This window comes from Xanthobacteraceae bacterium, from assembly GCA_019454205.1.
Lineage (GTDB): Bacteria > Pseudomonadota > Alphaproteobacteria > Rhizobiales > Xanthobacteraceae.
The window spans coordinates 1175678-1193436 of record CP075369.1 but is presented as its reverse complement, the minus strand read 5'-3'; the positions used below and the strand labels follow the sequence as shown (position 1 = coordinate 1193436).

The window sequence follows — 17759 nt, the reverse complement described above, 5'->3', positions numbered from 1 at the left end:
GCACGCGACGTCTAAAACAAAAACGCCCCGCAATAAGCGGGGCGTTTTCTTTGCCGACAGCTTGTCAGCGAATTTCAAACCACGGATCGCCGTGGGAACGGAACATCGTTTCCGACGGCGGGGTCTGCGGCACAAAGTTCTCGACGCGGTTGTCCGCTTCGGTCGCCTTGGAGGGTTTGACCTTGAAGGTCTTGATCAACTGCCCCATCGAAGCCAGCAGGCGGTATTCCGAGAAAATTTCGGCGTGCTGTGCAGTCAGTAGCGCCGCTTCCGTCGCGTAGGACGAGTTCTGCGTGTCGAGCAGGTCGAGCAGCGAACGCGAACCGATGCGGAATTGCTCCTGATACGAGCGCAGCAATTCGCGGCTCACCTGCAACTGACGGCGAAGACCGTCCGACTGCTGACGCAGCCAGATGCGGCGTTCCCAAGAGATGCGCGCTTCGTTTTCGACTTCACGATGCGCAGTGCTGATGGCCATGCGCAATTCGCTGGCGCGGCGGACCTGCTCTTCGCGGGTCGCAATGTCGATGCCGCCGTTAAAGATATTCCAGCGCGCCACCAGCTCGGCTCTGTAATCCTCGGTGCGGCCCTGAATATTCGCGCGGTCATTACCGCGGTTCGCGGAGACTTCCGCGTTGATGCGCGGATAGAAGACCGATTCCGCGTTTCGAATCTGCGCAAGCTGTGCGTCGAGTTCGGCGTTGCGGATTTTCAGCAGCGGGTTTTCACGGCGTGCGATGCCCAGCACGATATCGAGCGTTGCCGGGAGTTTGTTGCGCACGATCGGGATCGGCCCGGTCGCGCCGATCGGCAGACCGACCAGTTGAATGAAGCGCGACTCCGCCTGCACGAGATCGTCCCGCAGTTGCTGGATGCGGATCTGGGCAGCGAGGAAACGTTCCTGTGCTTGCTGCTGGTCGGCGACCGAAAGCGCCCCGCCCTGCGCACCCTTGGTCACGTCACCGAGAATGCCCTGGTGGAAAACGAGGTTCCGTTGCGCGCTTTGCAGCAGCGTGCGGAGGCGAACGATATCGATGTATTCGCGCGCGACAGCGAGCGCGATGAATTCCGACCGCTCGAATACGCGGTGCGCGGCACTGTCGAGACGCGCCGCCTGGCGCTGCATTTCCGAAAGCGCAGCGAAGCCATCGAACACGCGCTGGCTGCCTACGATCCGCACTTCATTCGGGCGGAAGTCGTCTTCGAGACCGTTCGGGATGGTTGCAGGAGTGGTGTAGCGCTGACGGCCGGTCCGCAGTTCGCCGTCGATACGGGGCAAGAACAACCCACGCGCCTGCCGGAGTTGAAAACCAACAGCCTCGCGGTTGTAAATCGCTTCGCCGATCTGCGGGTTGCTTGCGACGGCAACGGAAATGGCCTCTTCAAGGCTCATTCCGCGCGCAGGCATCGCGCCAAATGCGACGATCAGCGAACTGATCGCCGCAGCCGTGGCGCTCGTTTGGCTGGTTGCCTTCCCTTGTCAGGCCAACGCCCAGCGGCGACTCGAGGTGCCCCAGTTCGACCTACTACCTGAGGTGGAAGTCCCTGAGCCTCCCGCACCCGGGCCGCGCCGTCACGATCCCTGGACCATTGTGCGTCCGCCTGAGCCGGCGCTTCCGGCGCCGCCACCCGGCCCTAAACAGGATTTCTCGCCCTGGACGCAGTGCAACCTTCCGCAGTTGCCTGAGGACAACGTAAGATTCTGTACCGACGTCGTTCTCGACGACAAGGAAAGCATCGAACGGCGTGCCGCGGCCTATCTTGCGAGAGCCTATGCGCGCGAGCGGCAATTTCTCAGCGTTCTCGCCATCGCCGATCTCACCGATGCGATCGAACTGGATCCGAAGCTGGCGCTGGCCTACTACCGGCGCGGCGCGCTCTGGCAACGCGAGCGAAATCACGATGCCGCTTTGCGCGACTTCAACGAAGCTTTGAAGCTGCAGCCGCGCGACGCCGCACTCTTTGTCGCGCGCGGTACTTCATTGCGAGCAAAAAAGAACCTGCCTGCTGCGATCCGTGATTTCGACCGCGCGATCGCGCTTAACAAATCTTCGGAGGCCGCATACTACGAACGTGCGCTGGTACATCTCGATCAGGGCAAACCCGAAGCTGCGTTACAGGACCTGCAAGCGTCCCTGAAGCTGAATGCAAAAATCGGGACGACGTATTACGCGCTCGGCAATGTTTATCGCGCCCTTGGGCAAAAACCACAGGCGCAACTCGCGTTCGATAAAGCCGTGCAGACCGACCCGACCCTCGAATTGTTCGTACTCGCAGCCAAGGGCGAAGCCTATTTGCAGGACGGAGACTGCAAGGCAGCGCTCGACCAGCTCGACCGGGCACTCAAGATCAATCCCCGCTCGCCTCCTTTGCTGAACAACCGCGCCGCGTGCCTTCGCAAAACCGGACGCTTCGAAGAGGCGATCCGCGACCTGAATATCGCGATTGCGATCGTGCCGAATAACCCGGAACTGTTCACCGGCCGCGGACTCGCGTTCCTTTCGCTCCGCGAACGCAACAAGGCGCAGGCCGACTTCGACCTTGCGCTAAAGGTCAAGCCAGACTTCATTCAGGCCCTTCGCTATCGCGGCCAACTCTTTCTGGCGGCTAAGGATTTTCCTCGCGCGACGAGCGACCTAGAAAGGGCTTCTCGCGACGCTTCGAACCCCGACGTAATCGCGGAATATGGCTTTGCCCTGCTGATCGCAGGCGACAACGCTGGCGCGAACAAGCAATTCGAACGGGCATTGCAGATCGATGCCGACCATCCGTTGTCGGTGTACGGTCGGGGTTATCTCAAACGGAAAGACGGCGACGTCAGCGCCGGAGAAACCGACATGGTGCTGGCACTGCGCAAGCAGCCCGAAATCCTCGACTGGCTCGACAGCATCGGCTTCAAACTCTAGCCGCGGGTCCAGCCGGGCTTCCGCTTCTCAAAGAACGAAGCCAATCCTTCCTGCCCTTCCACGCTGGCCATGCGGTCCGCGATATTCCCGGCGGTGAGACCGATGAGGCCGTCGTCGAGCGGGCGGCTTGCGACCTCGCGGATGAGTTTCTTGATGTCGGCAATCGCGCCGGGAGCGCCTTGCAGCAACATCGCGACAACCTCGCCGCCCCGCGCAGCAAGCGCTGCTTCGTCCGGTACGATTTCGTGCACGAGCGCGATACGGCGCGCCTCCACGGCATCGAAGCGTTCGCCGGTCAGAAAATAACGGCTAGCTTGCCGCGCACCAATGGCGGCGACTACATGCGGCGAGATCGTCGCCGGAGTCAGGCCAAGGCGAACCTCCGAGAAGGCAAAGCGCGCATTTTCGGTTGCAACTGCAATATCGGCGGCGGAAACGACGCCGGTTGCGCCTGCCATGCAGTTGCCGTGCATCAGTGCGAGCACCGGCTGCGGAAGATCACGCAATGCTTTCAACATGTTAGCCATTGCCAACGTGCCGGAAAGGTTTTCCTCGCGCGAAGCGGCTCCAGCCTTGCGCATATAATCGAGGTCGCCGCCGCCGGAGAAACTCGCTCCCGCGCCTTTGATTACGACGACACGCACATCTTTGCTGTTACCCACGCGCTCCCATGCGGCGGCAAGCGAGCGTACTACTTCGTCGTTGAACGCATTGTGCAAGGCTGGCCGGTTCAGCGTGACTTCCGCCACCGCTCCCTTCGCCTCGAACAGAACCACGGGGCTCGTCATGACGTTCACATCCCCATCTGACGCGCGGCGAGGTCTTTCATGATTTCCTCGGTGCCGCCGCCGATCGCATTGACCTTCACTTCGCGATAGATGCGTTCGACCTTCGCACCGCGCATGAAACCCGCACCGCCGAAAATCTGAACGGCTTCGGACGCGCAGAAGGCAAGCGTTTGTGTCGCCTGGTTTTTCAGCATGCAAAGATCGGCCACGGGACTTTCGCCCTGATCCAGCGCCCATGCCGTGCGCTCCAGCAGCGCCTGCGTAGCAACGATGCGCTGTGCCATGTCGACCAGCTTATGCCGGATCACCTGATGCTTGATGATCGGCTTGCCGAAGGTTTCGCGCAGCTTCGCATAGGCCAGCGCCTCCTCGTAGGCGACGCGGGCAAAGCCATTCGACGAAGCCGCAAGCGACAGCCGCTCGTCGTTGAAATTGAGCATCACCGCCATGAACCCTGCGTTTTCCTTGCCGATCAGGTTCTCAGCAGGCACGCGACACTCATCGAAATGCAGGGTCGCGGTGTCGGACGCCCACCAGCCCATTTTCTTGAGCGGCGTCCGCGAAAAGCCCGGCGTATCGCGCTCGATCACGATCAGCGAAATTCCGCCCAAACCCGGCTCGCCGGTGCGCACGGCGACCGTATAAAAATCCGCGCGCATGCCGGACGTGATGAAAGTCTTTTCGCCACGAATGACGTAATGGTCGCCGTCGCGCCGCGCGGTTGTTTTGATATTCGCAACATCCGAACCCGCGTTCGGCTCGGTGATCGCAAGCGCGGATATTTTCTCGCCCGCGAGCACAGCGGGAAGTACCTTTTGCTTCAGTGCTGCCGAGCCGAGCTTCGCAACCGGCGGAGAGCCGATGGTGTGGCTCATCAGACCCGCCGCGACGCCGCCGCTACCGGCCTTTGCCAGTTCCTGTGCGGCGGCAATCAGGTGAAAGCGGTCGGCCGGTATGCCGCCGAACTCCTCCGGAAATCCAAGTTGCAACAGGCCGATCTCCGACGCCTTTTTATATAATGCGCGTGGAAATTCTCCGACCTCATCCCACTCGTTTGCAAACGGCTCAATTTCCTTCGCGACGAAACGCGCAACCGTTTCGCGGAAAGCTTCATGCTCCGCCGTGTAATAAGGCGACTTCCGCACCGTTCCGGTCATGACAGACCGAGCAGCGACCGCGCTTCCGCCGGGGTCGCTACCTTGCGCCCTGCTTCGCGGGCGTAGTACGCGAGCGTTTCGATCAGGGGTCCGTTGGACGACGCCCTCGCCCCATCCGGCAGATAGAACGTATCCTCGACACCTGTGCGTAACTGCCCGCCGAGTTCTGCTGCGCGCCGGTGCAGCGGCCAGATGTTCTCGCGGCCGATGGCCGTGACACTCCATAGCGCGTCGTTTTCGGTCAGCCGCGTCAGCAGCGGCAGCAACTCCGGTTCTGCCGGCATCCCGGATTCCACGCCCATCACGAAGTTGTATTGCAGCTTGCCCGCATACATTCCGGTGCGGCGAAACATGCCGACCGAGCGCACGATGCCGGTATCGAAACATTCGAATTCGGGGCGCGTATTACATTCGCTCATGACGGCGAGAAACTTGCCGACCTTCTCGACCGGATTGTCGAACAACAGTGGCGGCCATGCCCACTTTCCGTCCGCTCTCACCTTCAGGTAGTTGAGCGATCCGGCGTTGCAGGCCGCGATCTCCGGTTTCGTGGCGCGGATACATTCCAGCGGGCCGCTCACGTCTGCACCGACCACGCCGGTGGTCTGGTTGACGATCACGCCCGGACAAGCCGCACGGATCGCATCCACGCAATCTCGCGCGACGTTCGTCTCCCACGAAGGAAGATGTCCCTTGCCATCCGCCTGTTGCCGGAAATGAACATGGATCACGGCGGCCCCCGCATCGCATGCAATCTTTGCTTCGTGCCCAAGTTGTTCGGGCGTCACAGGCACGGGATGCTGTTTCGGATCGGTCAGCACGCCCGTGATCGCGCAGGTAATGACGGCGAAGTCGCTCATGCTCAATGCCTCGCAACGGATGGCGCAGCCATCGCAATTTCGATTTCGGCAAGCATCTGGCCCGGCACGACCTGATCGCCCGCGTTGACGGCGATGGATTTCACCTTGCCGCCGGTGCGCGCGAGGATGTGGTGTTCCATCTTCATGGCTTCGAGCACCATCAGCGACTGTCCGGCAGCGACGGTGTCACCTGCCGCGACCGATACTTGCGAAACCTTCGCGTTCAGCGGAGCGCGGGAAATGCCGTCGCTGTCCTCTTCACGTTTGCGCGCAGGCTGGCGGTAGGTCTCGCGCTCGAAACGGTAATCGACGCCGCCGGCTTGCAACCAAAGCTCGTTATCGTTCCATGCGTGGGCAACCTCGTCTTGCACGGCATCGAATGTCATACTCGCATTGTTGGTAGCGATGGTCGTGCTGCCGGATGACGATGAGATTATGCCGCGCCGCAACTCACCATCATGCGAAAGCCACCAGACGCGCGGCAATGGCGCCGCGTTGCTCCAGCCATTCCACGCAGGATCGGCAGGTGCTTGCGCATCCCTGCGATCGGCCAGCAATGCTGCAAGCATCCAGACATCTTCGGCCGCTTTATCTTTGCGGCTTTCGTCATCCGGAAAATGTTCGGGAATGAACGCCGTCGAGACATCAATACCTGTACGGAATGCGGGATGCCGCAACAGCTTTACGAGAAAGCCGCGGTTCGTGGTAACGCCGAGCAGGCTTGACCGCTCCAGCGCATCGGCCAGTTTTTCGAGGGCCTCGTTTCGCGTTTCGCCCCATGCAATCACCTTGCCGAGCATGGAGTCGTAGAAGGGAGATATTTCCATGTCCTCGCGGAGCATCACCTCGAAGCGGGCATCGCCCGCTGCGCGCCAGTGGAGCACCTTTCCGGTACGCGGCAGAAAACCTTTCGCGGGATCTTCGGCGCAGAGCCGCGCTTCGATGGCGTGGCCCTTGATTCCGATTTCGCTCTGCTTCTTCGGGAGCAATTCGGCGCGCGCAACACGCAACTGCCATTCGACCAGATCGAGGCCGGTGATCATCTCGGTCACGGGATGTTCGACCTGCAAGCGCGTATTCATTTCCATGAAGTAGAAATTGCCCTCGCGGTCGAGCAGGAATTCCACCGTGCCCGCGCCTGCGTAACCGATCTCCCTTGCGACCGCCGTTGCGGCCGCACCCATCTTTTCGCGTAGCTTTGCGTCCACCACCGGCGATGGCGCTTCCTCCAGCACCTTCTGATGACGCCGCTGCACCGAACAGTCGCGCTCGCCGAGATGCACGACATTGCCGTGATTATCCGCGAACACCTGTATCTCGACATGGCGCGGGCGTTCGACCGCACGTTCCAGAATGAGCCGGCCATCACCGAACGCCTTCTTCGCTTCACTGGAAGCCGCACGCAGTTCCGGAACGAAATCCTTCTCTGAAGCGACCTTGCGCATGCCGCGCCCACCGCCACCGGCGGAAGCCTTGATCATCACCGGAAAGCCGATGCGCTTTGCTTCTTCCAGAAAGCGCGCTTCGCTTTGTTCATCGCCGTCATAGCCCGGCACCACCGGGATGCCGGTCTTTGCCATGCGCTGCCTTGCGGCGGCCTTGTCGCCCATCGTGGAAATCGCAGCGGGCGGCGGCCCGACGAAGACCAGCCCTGCGTCCGCCACTGCCTGCGCGAAAGCAGCATTCTCGGAGAGAAAGCCATAGCCGGGATGAACCGCGTCCGCCCCGCTTTCACGTGCGGCGGCGATAATCTTCTCGATGACGAGATAAGACTCAGGAGCCGTCTTTCCGCCGATGCCAATCGCTTTATCGCAAGCCGCAGCATGCGTATCCGCGCCGTCGGCGTCCGAATAAACCGCGACCGTCTCGATGCCCATGGCTCTCGCCGTGCGCGCGATGCGCAGGACGATCTCGCCGCGATTGGCAATAAGAAGACGCGAGAGTTTCCGCATCACTGCGTCCGCGGCGGCAGGATGCCCATGTATTTCGCGATGATGGAGAGCATGACTTCGTCCGCTCCAGCACCGATGGAAACAAGCCGCCCGTCACGAAACAGCCGCGACACCTGATTCTCCCAGGTGAAGCCCATGCCGCCCCAGTATTGCAGGCATTCGTCAGCGACCTGTCGAACCAGACGCCCGGCCTTCAGCTTCGCCATCGAGGCGAGCTTGGTCATGTCGCCGCCAGCGACCAGCATCTCGGTGGTGCGATAAACCAGCGCGCGCAGCGCCTCGACCTCGCTCTGCAATTCCGCCAGCTTGAAGTGTACGCTTTGGTTGTTCAGCACCGGCTCGCCGAAAATCTTGCGTTGGCGCGTGTAGTCGATGGTGTCGTTGATCGCGGTTTCCATCATCTTGAGGCAATTGGCGGCACCCCATAGCCGCTCCTCCTGAAACTGGAGCATCTGGTAGGTGAAGCCCTTGCCTTCGTCGCCGATGCGGTTCCGCTGCGGCACGCGCACACCGTCGAAATGGATGAGCGCCGTGTCGGAGGCATTCATGCCGATCTTCTTGATCTTCTTCTCGATGGAGACGCCCTTCGACTTCATCGGGATGACGATGAGCGATTTGTTGCGATGCGGGTCGCCGTCCGATGTGTTGGCGAGGCAGCACATGAAATCCGCCTGCGTGCCGTTCGTGATCCACATTTTGCCGCCGTCGATCACATAGTCGTCGCCGTCCTTGCGGGCCTTGGTCTTGATCGAGGAAACATCCGAACCCGCGCCCGGTTCGGAAACACCGATGCAAGACAACAAATCACCTGCGATAGCAGGCGCGAGAAACTCCTTCCGCAACTCGTCGGAGCCGAAGCGCGCGAGCGCAGGCGTCGCCATGTCGGTATGAACGCCGATAGACATTGGCACACCGCCGCAACGGCACGCGCCGAGTTCCTCGGCCATGATCACGGAATAGGAATGGTCCAACCCGGCGCCGCCATAGGCTTCCGGCTTGGTCAGGCCGAGAAGTCCGAGCTTGCCTAGTTTCTTGATGACTTCATGCGCAGGATAGGTTTCCGCATCTTCCCATTCATTGACATGCGGGTTCAGTTCTTCCTGCACGAAGCGCGCAATCGTGCGGCGGACGGCCTCGTGTTCCTGCGTGAACATGGTCTTCTCCCTTACGGACGTGCGACGCCGAAGCTGGTCGGCCGCAAATGTTTTCGTTGTCCCGCCCGGCAAACCGAAAGCGCAAACGCGATTACGTTGCGCGTGTCGCGCGGATCGATCACGCCGTCGTCCAGCATCCGGCCGGATGTGTAGAACGCAGGCATCTGCCGCTCGAAATTCTCGATCACCTTCTGCTTCAACGCTTCCAGCATCGCCATATCGGCGCCGTTGCCCTTGGCCTTCGCGGCGTCGGTCATGACGTTGACCATCGTGTTTGCCGCCTGCTCCGCGCCCATCACGGACGTCTTCGCGTTCGGCCACGAGAACAAGAAATCCGGATCGAAGCCGCGGCCGCACATGCCGTAATTGCCCGCGCCATAGGACGCGCCGCACATGATGGTGACTTGCGGAACGGACGCATTGGCAACGGCCTGAATCATCTTCGAGCCGTGCTTGATCATGCCGGCGCGTTCCGGCTCCTTGCCGACGAGATAGCCGGTGGTGTTTTGCAGATAGACCAGCGCGACATCGCTCTGGCAGCACGCCTGAATGAAATGCGTGGCCTTGTTCGCTCCGGCAGGATCGATGGGGCCATTGTTGGTGAGGATGCCCACCTGCTCGCCGCAAATGCTCGCGTGCAGACAGACCGTGCCGGGGCCGTAATCGGCCTTGAATTCGAGAAGTTCGGAATCGTCAACGATGCGCGCCGCAACCTCGCGCATATCGACAGGCTTGCGGCCATCCTTCGGCATCAGGCCGAGCAGATCATCCGCAGGCAGGCGCGGCGGTTTCACGCCTTCCCCCGAAGGCCACTCGTCTCTTGCGCCAATACTCTTCATAAGGTCGCGCACGATACGGATGCCTTCGGCATCGTTGTCGGCGAGATACTCGGCAAGACCCGAAACCGAGCCGTGCATCTGCGCACCGCCGAGTTCTTCGTCGGTGGCGATTTCCCCGGTCGCGGCTTTCAGCAATGGCGGACCGGCAAGAAATGCCTTCGCGCGGTCGCGTACCATCACGACATAATCGGAAAGCCCGGTCATGTAGGCCCCGCCCGCAGTAGACGAGCCATGGACCAGCGCGACCACAGGGTTGCCTGCCGCCGAGAGCCGCGCGAGACCGCAGAAGTTGCCCCCGCCCCGCACGAAGTCTTCCACGCGGTAGCCGAGCAAGTTAGCGCCCGCCGACTCGACGAGGTGGATGAACGGCAGTTTGTGATCCAACGCGATGCTCTGCGCACGCTGAAATTTCTCCAGCCCCATGGGCTGCAGCGCGCCTGCGTCGATGCCGGAGTCATCGGCGATGATCAGGCAACGCACGCTGGAAACGTAACCGATACAGACCGCGATGCCGCTTCCCGGAATCGAAGCCGCCGGGTCAGGCTTGTCCAGCATATAGCCGGATAGCGCAGAGAGTTCGAAAAACGGCGCATTGGCGTCAAGCAGAAGCGCGAGACGTTCACGCGGGAGCAACTGCCCGCGCTTGGCGAAGCGCGGACCCGCTTTCGCGGACGTATCGCGCGTGCGTTGTTCCAACGCCCGCATCGCGGCAATTTGCGCCAGCATGTATGCGCGATTGTCCTCAAAGGCGGCGTCGCGCGAGATGCGGGATACAAACACCGGCATCGTTTCAGTCCTGCAACACTTTCGGGGCTACTGCGCGATGGAAGCCGTCGTAAACCGCATTGGCTTTGCGTTGCGGCGACAGCGGCATGTGACGCCGCGCGTTCGGCGCGCCGCCATCGACGCGCAGACACGAACCGGAAATGAAAGCCGCGCCTTCGGAAAGCAGGAACATGACGGCGGAAGAGACTTCCGCCTCGCGGCCGATACGCGCGAGCGGTACATGCTCTGAAAGCCCACGGATCATCTGCTGCATGGCGGGCGGATAGGTATCGAGGCCGCTCGAAGCGATCCAGCCCGGCGCAACCGCATTGACACGCACCGGCGCCCATTCCACCGCGGCGGTTTCGGTGAAATTGAGCATGCCCGCGCGGGCCGCGCCGCTATGGCCCATGCCGGGCATACCGCCCCACATGTCCGCGATGATGTTCACGATGGCGCCGCCGCGCCCCTTCATCGACTGCGTGTAGCATTCGCGCGCGAACAGGAAGCCGCCCATCAGGTTCGTGTTCAGGACGGCCTGCCAGCCATTTGCGGAGATTTTTTCCAAAGGTGCGGGAAACTGGCCACCAGCATTGTTCACCAGTGCGTCGACGCGGCCGTGCTTTGCAACGACCTGCGAGACGGTTTCCTTCACGCGCGCTTCGTCACGAATGTCGCTCGCGAAAAAATCCGCCTTACCGCCGTCCTCGGCGATCTCGTTCGCGACTTTTTCCAGATTCTCCGCGCGGCGGCCGATCAGCACGACATGGGCACCAAGTGCGGCCGCTTCGTGCGCGATGCACCGGCCGATGCCGCTGCCTCCACCGGAAACGACAACGATCTGCCCCTCCAGCAAGCCCTGACGGAATACGGAGCGATACTGCATGAGCGCTCCTACCGTCTCGCCTTGCGCGGCATCGAAACCACATTTCCGGGTTCCGGCGTGCGCAGGCAGAAGGTGACGGCGCGTTCCGCGAGTTGCTCTATCGTGAGGCGTTCGCCCGCGCGGTACCATTGCGCGGTCCAGTTCAACGCGCCAAAGAGAAACAGACGGTCCATGCGCGTCGGCATCGCCCAGTCGCCGCTCTTGTCGAGTTCGGCGATAACGCCGTCCCAGATCGCTTCATAGCGATCCTTGATCGCGACCACGCGTTTGCGCTCCGGGCGGCCCATGGATTTCCACTCGTATAAAAGAAGTGGAATGAAGTGCTGTTCGGGCAGCAGCACTGTGCGAAGGTGTGTCAGCACCAGCTTGCGAAATTTCTCGCGCGGCGGAGACTTGTCGCCGGCAATCTCCTCAATCTGCGCAAGCGCCTGACGCATACCCTCCTCGACCGCGGCCGCGAGGATGTCGTGCTTGGTCTTGAAGTAGTAAAACCAGCTACCGGACTGGATGCCGGCGGCGGACGAAATATCGCGCACCGTGGTTTTGTCGTAGCCCTTCTCACGAAACAGCTTCGCGGAAATAGCAATCAGTTCCGAGCGGCGATCTTCTTCGGCACGCGGAGACCGCGTGCGTTTCGCGGTGTTTGCCGCGCGGTGTTTTCCGGAAGCCGCCATGACGCAAACTCCAAAGAGGAAACCGGCACGCCCATTTCGGGCGCGCCGGTTTTTCGCGATCAGTACTTGACGTTTTCGTCGATCACCTTGAAGCGGCCGCCCGTCACCTGATGCATGATGACTACCTTCGAACCCTGACGGACGTTCGGGCCGAATGCGACCTGCGGTCCGCCGAAGATCGAGCGGAACGCTTTCGTGTTCTCAAGCGCCTTGATGAAGCCGTCCGTGGTCAGCTTCGGTCCGGCATCTTGCAGCGACTTCACTAGCAGGTCAGCCATCACCTGCCCGTAGAACGCACCAATGTTCGGATCGGCGTTGAACTTCGCCTTGTAGGCATCCCACCACTTCTGGACTTCCGGCGAAGCCGTGTCGCGGTACGGCATCACGAAACCGGAGGCGACGTAGAGGCCTTCGGTCGCGTTACCCGGCGCGCTGGCAACGATCTGGTCGAAGCTGGCGGAGGTAGACACGAAATCGACATCGGTCCAGCCGAGCTTGCGTGCAGTCGCATACGGGATGATCGCGTCGCGGACGATCACGCCCATCGCCACGATCTCGCAACCGGCGGCACGGAGCTTGGTGATCTGCGCGCTGAAGTCGGTGTCGGTCGGACGGTTGGTCGCCGTCTCGACGATCTTGAACTTCATCGTCTTCGCGAGATCCTGCACACCTTCCAGGATTTCCTTACCGAAGTCGGTTTCCTGATAGAGCACGCAGACCTTGTCTTTCTTCTTGGTCTCGACAAGGTACTTCACGCCGGCGCGGATCTGCTCGTGATAAAGCGAGAAGAAGATGCCGAACTTCAGTTTGTGGAATGGCTCACTCATGGAGCGCGCGGCCGTAACCGGGAACAGGTTCGGTACGCCCGCCTTGAGCTGGTCGGGCAGCACCGCATTGTTCATCGGCGTGCCCATCGCCGCGACGATGGCGAACACGTTGTCCTTCTGGATCAGCTTGTTCGCGGCCTGTACGGCGCGCGGGATCTGGTATTGCGCATCCTCGACGATGTAGCGGATCTTGCGGCCATGGATGCCGCCAGCCGCGTTCACCTCGTCGATCTTCATGCGGATCGCATTGGTCGAAGTCGTGCCATAGGACGCCGCCGGGCCGGAAAGGTCCGTGTGGGTACCGATGATGACTTCGTCTTTGGTGACGCCGCGCTGCTGCGCGGTCGCAACCATCGTGCTTCCGGCGAACGACAAAAGCGTCGCACCGAGAAGAAGTCTGGACAGTTTCATGGTTTCACTCCCTGCTCTTCGTTTGGCGTTTCTTACGTCTGTCACGCACCGGCGTACATTTCGTCGATGAGTGTCTTGTACTTCTCGCTGACGAATTTTCTTTTTAATTTCATGGTCGGCGTCAGCTCGTCGTCTTCGGCGGTGAGTTGCTGATCGATCAGGCGAAACCGCTTGATCGTCTCGACTCGCGCGAAATTCCTGTTGACCTTCTCGATCTCGCTTTCGATCAGATCCTGCACTTCCTTGGTCCGGCAAAGAGAAGCGAAATTCGTGAACGGTACGTCGCGGTCCTGCGCGTATTTTACGACATTGTCGTAGTCGATCATCACCAGTGCGCTCAGGAACTTGCGCTGGTCGCCGATCACGACCGCATCGGAGATGAACGGCGAGAACTTCAACTGGTTCTCGATCTCGGAAGGCGTGATGTTCTTGCCGCCCGCGGTGATGATGATGTCCTTCATGCGGTCCGTGATGCGGAACCAGCCCTGATTGTCCTGCGCGCCAACGTCGCCGGTATGCAGCCAGCCATCGACAATGGTTTCTGCGGTCTTGGACGGATTGTTCAGGTAGCCCATGAACACATGAGGCCCGCGCAGCAGGATTTCGTTTTCGCGGCTGAGCTTGACCTGCATGTTCGGCATGGCGACGCCGATGGTGCCAAGGCGCAACTCTCCCGCGCGCGGACAGGTGACGATGCCGACGCTTTCGGTCTGGCCGTAGACCTCGCGCAGGTCGAGGCCAATCGAGTGATACCACTTGATGAGATCAGGCGAGATCGGCGCGGCGCTGGTCACGATCCAGCGCGTACGATGCAAGCCGACCATGCGCTTCAGATTGCGCAGCACCATCACATCGGCGAGCCAAAACATCGACTTCTGGAAAGCGGTCGGCTCCTTCCCCTCCATCTTGCGCTCGGCAATCTTGTTGCCGATGCCAAGCGCTGCCTTGTAAGCAAGCTGGCTGAGTGGGCCGGCATCCTTCAGACGCAGGATCAGGCTGGAATAGAATTTCTCCCAAAGCCGCGGCACGGCGAAGAACACCGTCGGCTGCACTTCCTGCATGTTCTCGACGATGGTTTCCGGGCTTTCCGCGAAGTTCACCACCGTTCCGGCGACGATCTGCCAGTACGCGGTGAACGAGCGCTCAGCGATGTGGCAAAGCGGAAGAAAAGAAAGCTGCTCGTCGCCTTCGCGCAGGTCGAACGCGTTCCCGACGTTCATCATCTGGAACAGGATGTTGCGGTGGCTGATCATCGCACCCTTCGGCGCGCCGGTGGTACCGGAGGTGTAAATCAGGATCGCGAGGTCGCCGGGCTTACCGGCGGCAAGTTGCTTGTCCCAGTAATCCGGATTCTTTTTCTCAAATTCGCGGCCAAGTTCCAGCAGATCTTCGAATTTGATGACCATCGGATCGGAGAAATCGGACAATCCCTCCTGATCGACGACAATAATCTTCTTCAGGCTTGGACAACGATCACGGACCTCGAGAATCTTGTCGAGCTGCTCGTCGTTCTCCGCGATGAACACTTTCGTGTTGCTGTCGCTGACGATGTATTGCACCTGCTTGGCGGAGTCGGTCGTATAGACGCCGTTGGTGACGCCGCCGATCGCCTGCGTGCCGAGATCGGCGTAGAGCCATTCCGGCATTCCTTCCGCCATGATCGCGACCACGTCGCCGCGCGCGACGCCGAGCGACGCGAGACCTAGGCCGGTGTGCTTTACGTTCTCACCGTATTGCGCCCATGTAGTCGAGCGCCAGATGCCGAGGTGCTTGTAGCGCATCGCGATCTTGTCCTTGCGCTCCAGCACCTTGCTCCAGAAATAGCGCGGCAGCGTTTCGCGGTCGATCAGGTTCAGGATCGAGGAATCGACTTCGACGCCGGTAACGGGATCGCGGGACAATGCCATGTTCATGCGATGTCTCCTGCCTCTCTCAACGCCACGTTTTCCGCTTTTTCCAGCGGCGCTTGCCGCGCACGCCTTCCTGCTTCATGCCGAGGTAGAATTCCTTGATGTCTTCTTTTTCGAGCAGGCGCGCACAGGTGTCTTCCATCACGATGCGGCCGACTTCGAGCACGTAACCATAGTCGGCGGCATGGAGCGCGACGTTCGCATTCTGCTCGACTAGCAGGATCGTGGTCTTCTTCTCTTTGTTGATGCGGCCGACGATCTCGAAGATTTCCTTCACCAGCTTCGGCGAGAGGCCGAGCGACGGCTCGTCGAGCAGAAGCAGACGCGGTTTCGCCATCAACGCGCGGCCGATTGCCAGCATCTGCTGCTCGCCGCCGGACATGGACCCGGCTGCCTGGTTCGCGCGTTCGCGCAGCCTCGGGAAGTAGCCGTAGATTTCCTCGATGTCCGCCTCGATGCCGCCGTCGCGGCGCGTGAACGCCCCCATGAGCAGGTTTTCGCGTACGGTGAGGAACGGGAAGATTTCGCGCCCTTCCGGAACATGGCCGATGCCGAGCCGCATCACGCGGTCGGGGTCCATGTTCTTGATCTCCTTGCCTTCGAAAACGATGCTGCCCTTCTGCAAATCCATCACGCCGGAAATAGCCTTCAAGATCGTGGTCTTGCCCGCTCCGTTCGCGCCCAGCACGGTGACGATCGCGCCTTCCGGCACTTCGAGGCTGACGCCGCGAATGGCCATGATCGGCCCGTAATAGGTCTCGATGTTGCGTAGCGTGAGGATCGGTTCGCCCATCGTCACGTCCCCAGATACGCTTTTACGACTTCGGGATGCTCCTGCACCTCGCGCGGCGTCCCGGTCGCGATCACGCGCCCGTAGTTGAGCGCCAGCACCTCGTCGGATACCTCGCTCACCAGCGCCATGTCGTGTTCGACCATCAGCACGGTGATGCCAAGTTCGTTCTTGATGTCGTGGATCCAGAACGCCATGTCCTCGGTCTCTTCGGTGTTGAGGCCGGAGGAAGGTTCATCTAGGAGGATCAGTTTCGGCTCGCTGCACAGCGCGCGGCCGACTTCGACCACTTTGCGCACGCCATACGGCAGACCAGCGATCAGGCTGTCGCGGTAATGTTCGAGGTCGAGGAAATCGATGATCTTCTCCGCCCTCTCGCGGTGCTCGACTTCCGCGCGACGCACGGACGGCGTGAACAGGATTTCCGAAAGCAGTCCGGTGTTGCGATGCGCGTGGCGGCCGAGCAGCAGGTTCTGCAAAACGGTTGCGTGCTCGAACAGCTCAATGTTCTGGAAGGTGCGCGCGATGCCAAGACCGGCCACGCGATGCGGCGCAACATTCGTGATTTCGTTGCCGGCAAAATACAAGCTGCCCTGCGATGGATCGTAGATGCGGCTGATCAGATTGAACAAGGTGGTCTTGCCCGCGCCGTTCGGCCCGATGATGGTGAAGACCTTGCCCTGCTCCACGGCAAAGCTCACGCCATCGACGGCGCGGATACCGCCGAACTGTACGGCTACGTCTTTCGCCTCGAACAACACGGTCACCGGAAGCGCTCCGACTTGGTGTAGGACTTCTGGCGCTTGAAGGTCGCGCGCTTGTAGAGCGGGAACAGCGAGAAATAGAGCTTGATCTTGCGCCAGCGGCCGTAAATGCCGAGCGGCTCGAACAGGATAAAGAGCACGAGAATCATGCCGAAGATGCCGGGTTCGAGGCCCGGCTGGCGCGCAATCGCGGCCGGCAGGAAGTCGCGAATAATTGCGATCAGTTGCGGCAGCGAACCAACGAAGATCGCGCCGAAGACAGCACCGTGCAGCGAGCCGAGGCCGCCGACCACCACCATCAAGAGCAACTGGATGGAAAGAATGATGTTGAACGCGTCCGGCGCAAGATAGCTGATCTTGTGCGCGAACAGCGTTCCGGCAAGCCCGGTAAAGCCCGCCGAGATTGCGAAGGCCAGCGTCTTGTAGGCCGCCAGGTTGACGCCCATCGACTGCGCCGCGATTTCGCTGTCGCGGATCGCGACGAAAGCGCGGCCCGCGGGCGAACGCAGCAGGTTCAGCGCAGCAAGAATGGCGATGACGAGAAAAAGCAACGCCATGAAATAGAACGGCACGGTATCGGTGACCGTGATGCCGAAAATCTCCGGCTTCGGCACGGCGAAACCCGCGAACCCGCCGGTCACGCTATCCCAGCGCGAAAGCGCCTGTTCGACGATAAAGGCGAAAGCGAGCGTGGCGATGGCGAGATAAACGCCGGTGAGCCGCAGCGCCGGAAAGCCGATCATCGCGCCAAACGCGGCGGAGAGCAGCGTCGCGGCGGGCACGGTGACGATCATCGGCAGGCCCATCTTCAGCAACACCGCGTGGGTATAAGCGCCGATGCCGAGGAACGCGGCATGGCCGAGCGAGACCTGCCCGGTGTAGCCGGTCAGGATCATCAAGCCGACGCCAGCAATCGCCAGAATAAAGACATAGGTCAGTTCGCCGACCCAGAACTCGTGCAACACGAACGGCGCGATCACCAACGCCAGCGCCAGCGCGCCGTACCAGAAGCGATCCACGTTATCGCGAAAGAGGTCGATGTCCTGCTCGTAGCGGGTCTTGAACTGGAAGCGCAT

The 17759-nt window shown here is 61.0% G+C and carries 15 protein-coding genes; 1 reads left to right on the top strand and 14 read right to left on the bottom strand.

Annotated features, from left to right (window positions below; genetic code table 11):
• Positions 1-64: 64 nt before the first annotated feature.
• Positions 65-1393 (bottom strand): TolC family protein, encoded by a 1329-nt coding sequence (locus KF794_05885; GenBank protein ID QYK46214.1) that lies wholly within the window; start codon positions 1391-1393, stop codon positions 65-67.
• Here KF794_05885 and KF794_05880 point away from each other — a divergent pair.
• Positions 1374-2906: a tetratricopeptide repeat protein gene (locus tag KF794_05880; GenBank protein QYK46213.1), complete on the top strand. Its 1533-nt coding sequence runs from the start codon at positions 1374-1376 to the stop codon at positions 2904-2906. The genes KF794_05885 and KF794_05880 overlap by 20 nt on opposite strands.
• Here the strand turns inward: KF794_05880 and KF794_05875 are convergent.
• Genes KF794_05875 through KF794_05815 form a run of 13 tightly spaced genes read right to left on the bottom strand, consistent with a single transcriptional unit; the run spans position 2903 to position 17759 of the window.
• Entirely contained in the window at positions 2903-3694 is a 792-nt protein-coding gene (locus KF794_05875; GenBank protein ID QYK46212.1) for an enoyl-CoA hydratase/isomerase family protein, read from the bottom strand. The two genes, KF794_05880 and KF794_05875, sit on opposite strands and share 4 nt — an antisense overlap.
• A gap of 5 nt (positions 3695-3699) precedes the next feature.
• A complete protein-coding gene (locus tag KF794_05870; protein ID QYK46211.1) occupies positions 3700-4851 on the bottom strand; it encodes an acyl-CoA dehydrogenase family protein in 1152 nt (383 codons plus the stop codon).
• On the bottom strand, positions 4848-5711 hold the full coding sequence (locus KF794_05865; GenBank protein ID QYK46210.1) for a 3-keto-5-aminohexanoate cleavage protein: 864 nt from the start codon (positions 5709-5711) through the stop codon (positions 4848-4850). Before KF794_05865 ends, KF794_05870 begins: the two co-directional genes overlap by 4 nt.
• Positions 5712-5713: 2 nt before the next feature.
• The gene (locus KF794_05860) at positions 5714-7663 is read right to left on the bottom strand and encodes an ATP-grasp domain-containing protein (protein QYK46209.1); all 1950 of its coding nucleotides are present in this window, start codon (positions 7661-7663) and stop codon (positions 5714-5716) included.
• Complete coding sequence (locus KF794_05855; GenBank protein ID QYK46208.1) at positions 7663-8817, bottom strand: acyl-CoA dehydrogenase family protein; 1155 nt, start codon at positions 8815-8817, stop codon at positions 7663-7665. The genes KF794_05860 and KF794_05855 overlap by 1 nt, the downstream gene beginning before the upstream one ends.
• Before the next feature lie 11 nt (positions 8818-8828).
• Positions 8829-10442, bottom strand: a complete 1614-nt coding sequence (locus KF794_05850) for an acyl-CoA carboxylase subunit beta (GenBank protein ID QYK46207.1) — start codon at positions 10440-10442, stop codon at positions 8829-8831.
• A 4-nt stretch (positions 10443-10446) separates the two neighbouring features.
• Positions 10447-11307, bottom strand: a complete 861-nt coding sequence (locus KF794_05845) for an SDR family oxidoreductase (protein ID QYK46206.1) — start codon at positions 11305-11307, stop codon at positions 10447-10449.
• Between the two features lie 8 nt (positions 11308-11315).
• A complete protein-coding gene (locus KF794_05840) occupies positions 11316-11981 on the bottom strand; it encodes a TetR family transcriptional regulator (GenBank protein ID QYK46205.1) in 666 nt (221 codons plus the stop codon).
• 59 nt (positions 11982-12040) lie between these two features.
• Positions 12041-13219 (bottom strand): ABC transporter substrate-binding protein, encoded by a 1179-nt coding sequence (locus tag KF794_05835; protein QYK46204.1) that lies wholly within the window; start codon positions 13217-13219, stop codon positions 12041-12043.
• A 41-nt stretch (positions 13220-13260) separates the two neighbouring features.
• Positions 13261-15126, bottom strand: coding sequence for an AMP-binding protein (locus KF794_05830; GenBank protein QYK46608.1), 1866 nt, complete (start codon positions 15124-15126; stop codon positions 13261-13263).
• A gap of 25 nt (positions 15127-15151) precedes the next feature.
• The gene (locus KF794_05825; GenBank protein ID QYK46203.1) at positions 15152-15922 is read right to left on the bottom strand and encodes an ABC transporter ATP-binding protein; all 771 of its coding nucleotides are present in this window, start codon (positions 15920-15922) and stop codon (positions 15152-15154) included.
• Positions 15923-15924: 2 nt separating this feature from the next.
• Entirely contained in the window at positions 15925-16680 is a 756-nt protein-coding gene (locus KF794_05820) for an ABC transporter ATP-binding protein (GenBank protein QYK46607.1), read from the bottom strand.
• A gap of 2 nt (positions 16681-16682) precedes the next feature.
• Positions 16683-17759: a branched-chain amino acid ABC transporter permease gene (locus KF794_05815; GenBank protein QYK46202.1), complete on the bottom strand. Its 1077-nt coding sequence runs from the start codon at positions 17757-17759 to the stop codon at positions 16683-16685.

What these genes read in the sequence shown, in the direction of transcription:
- KF794_05880 (QYK46213.1), top strand. Translation starts at nt 1,374, where the DNA reads ATGGCCTCTTCAAGGCTCATTCCGCGCGCAGGCATCGCGCCAAATGCG.
- KF794_05885 (QYK46214.1), bottom strand. Translation starts at nt 1,393, where the DNA reads ATGAGCCTTGAAGAGGCCATTTCCGTTGCCGTCGCAAGCAACCCGCAG.
- KF794_05875 (QYK46212.1), bottom strand. Translation starts at nt 3,694, where the DNA reads ATGACGAGCCCCGTGGTTCTGTTCGAGGCGAAGGGAGCGGTGGCGGAA.
- KF794_05870 (QYK46211.1), bottom strand. Translation starts at nt 4,851, where the DNA reads ATGACCGGAACGGTGCGGAAGTCGCCTTATTACACGGCGGAGCATGAA.
- KF794_05865 (QYK46210.1), bottom strand. Translation starts at nt 5,711, where the DNA reads ATGAGCGACTTCGCCGTCATTACCTGCGCGATCACGGGCGTGCTGACC.
- KF794_05860 (QYK46209.1), bottom strand. Translation starts at nt 7,663, where the DNA reads ATGCGGAAACTCTCGCGTCTTCTTATTGCCAATCGCGGCGAGATCGTC.
- KF794_05855 (QYK46208.1), bottom strand. Translation starts at nt 8,817, where the DNA reads ATGTTCACGCAGGAACACGAGGCCGTCCGCCGCACGATTGCGCGCTTC.
- KF794_05850 (QYK46207.1), bottom strand. Translation starts at nt 10,442, where the DNA reads ATGCCGGTGTTTGTATCCCGCATCTCGCGCGACGCCGCCTTTGAGGAC.
- KF794_05845 (QYK46206.1), bottom strand. Translation starts at nt 11,307, where the DNA reads ATGCAGTATCGCTCCGTATTCCGTCAGGGCTTGCTGGAGGGGCAGATC.
- KF794_05840 (QYK46205.1), bottom strand. Translation starts at nt 11,981, where the DNA reads ATGGCGGCTTCCGGAAAACACCGCGCGGCAAACACCGCGAAACGCACG.
- KF794_05835 (QYK46204.1), bottom strand. Translation starts at nt 13,219, where the DNA reads ATGAAACTGTCCAGACTTCTTCTCGGTGCGACGCTTTTGTCGTTCGCC.
- KF794_05830 (QYK46608.1), bottom strand. Translation starts at nt 15,126, where the DNA reads ATGGCATTGTCCCGCGATCCCGTTACCGGCGTCGAAGTCGATTCCTCG.
- KF794_05825 (QYK46203.1), bottom strand. Translation starts at nt 15,922, where the DNA reads ATGGGCGAACCGATCCTCACGCTACGCAACATCGAGACCTATTACGGG.
- KF794_05815 (QYK46202.1), bottom strand. Translation starts at nt 17,759, where the DNA reads ATGCGCTTCCAGTTCAAGACCCGCTACGAGCAGGACATCGACCTCTTT.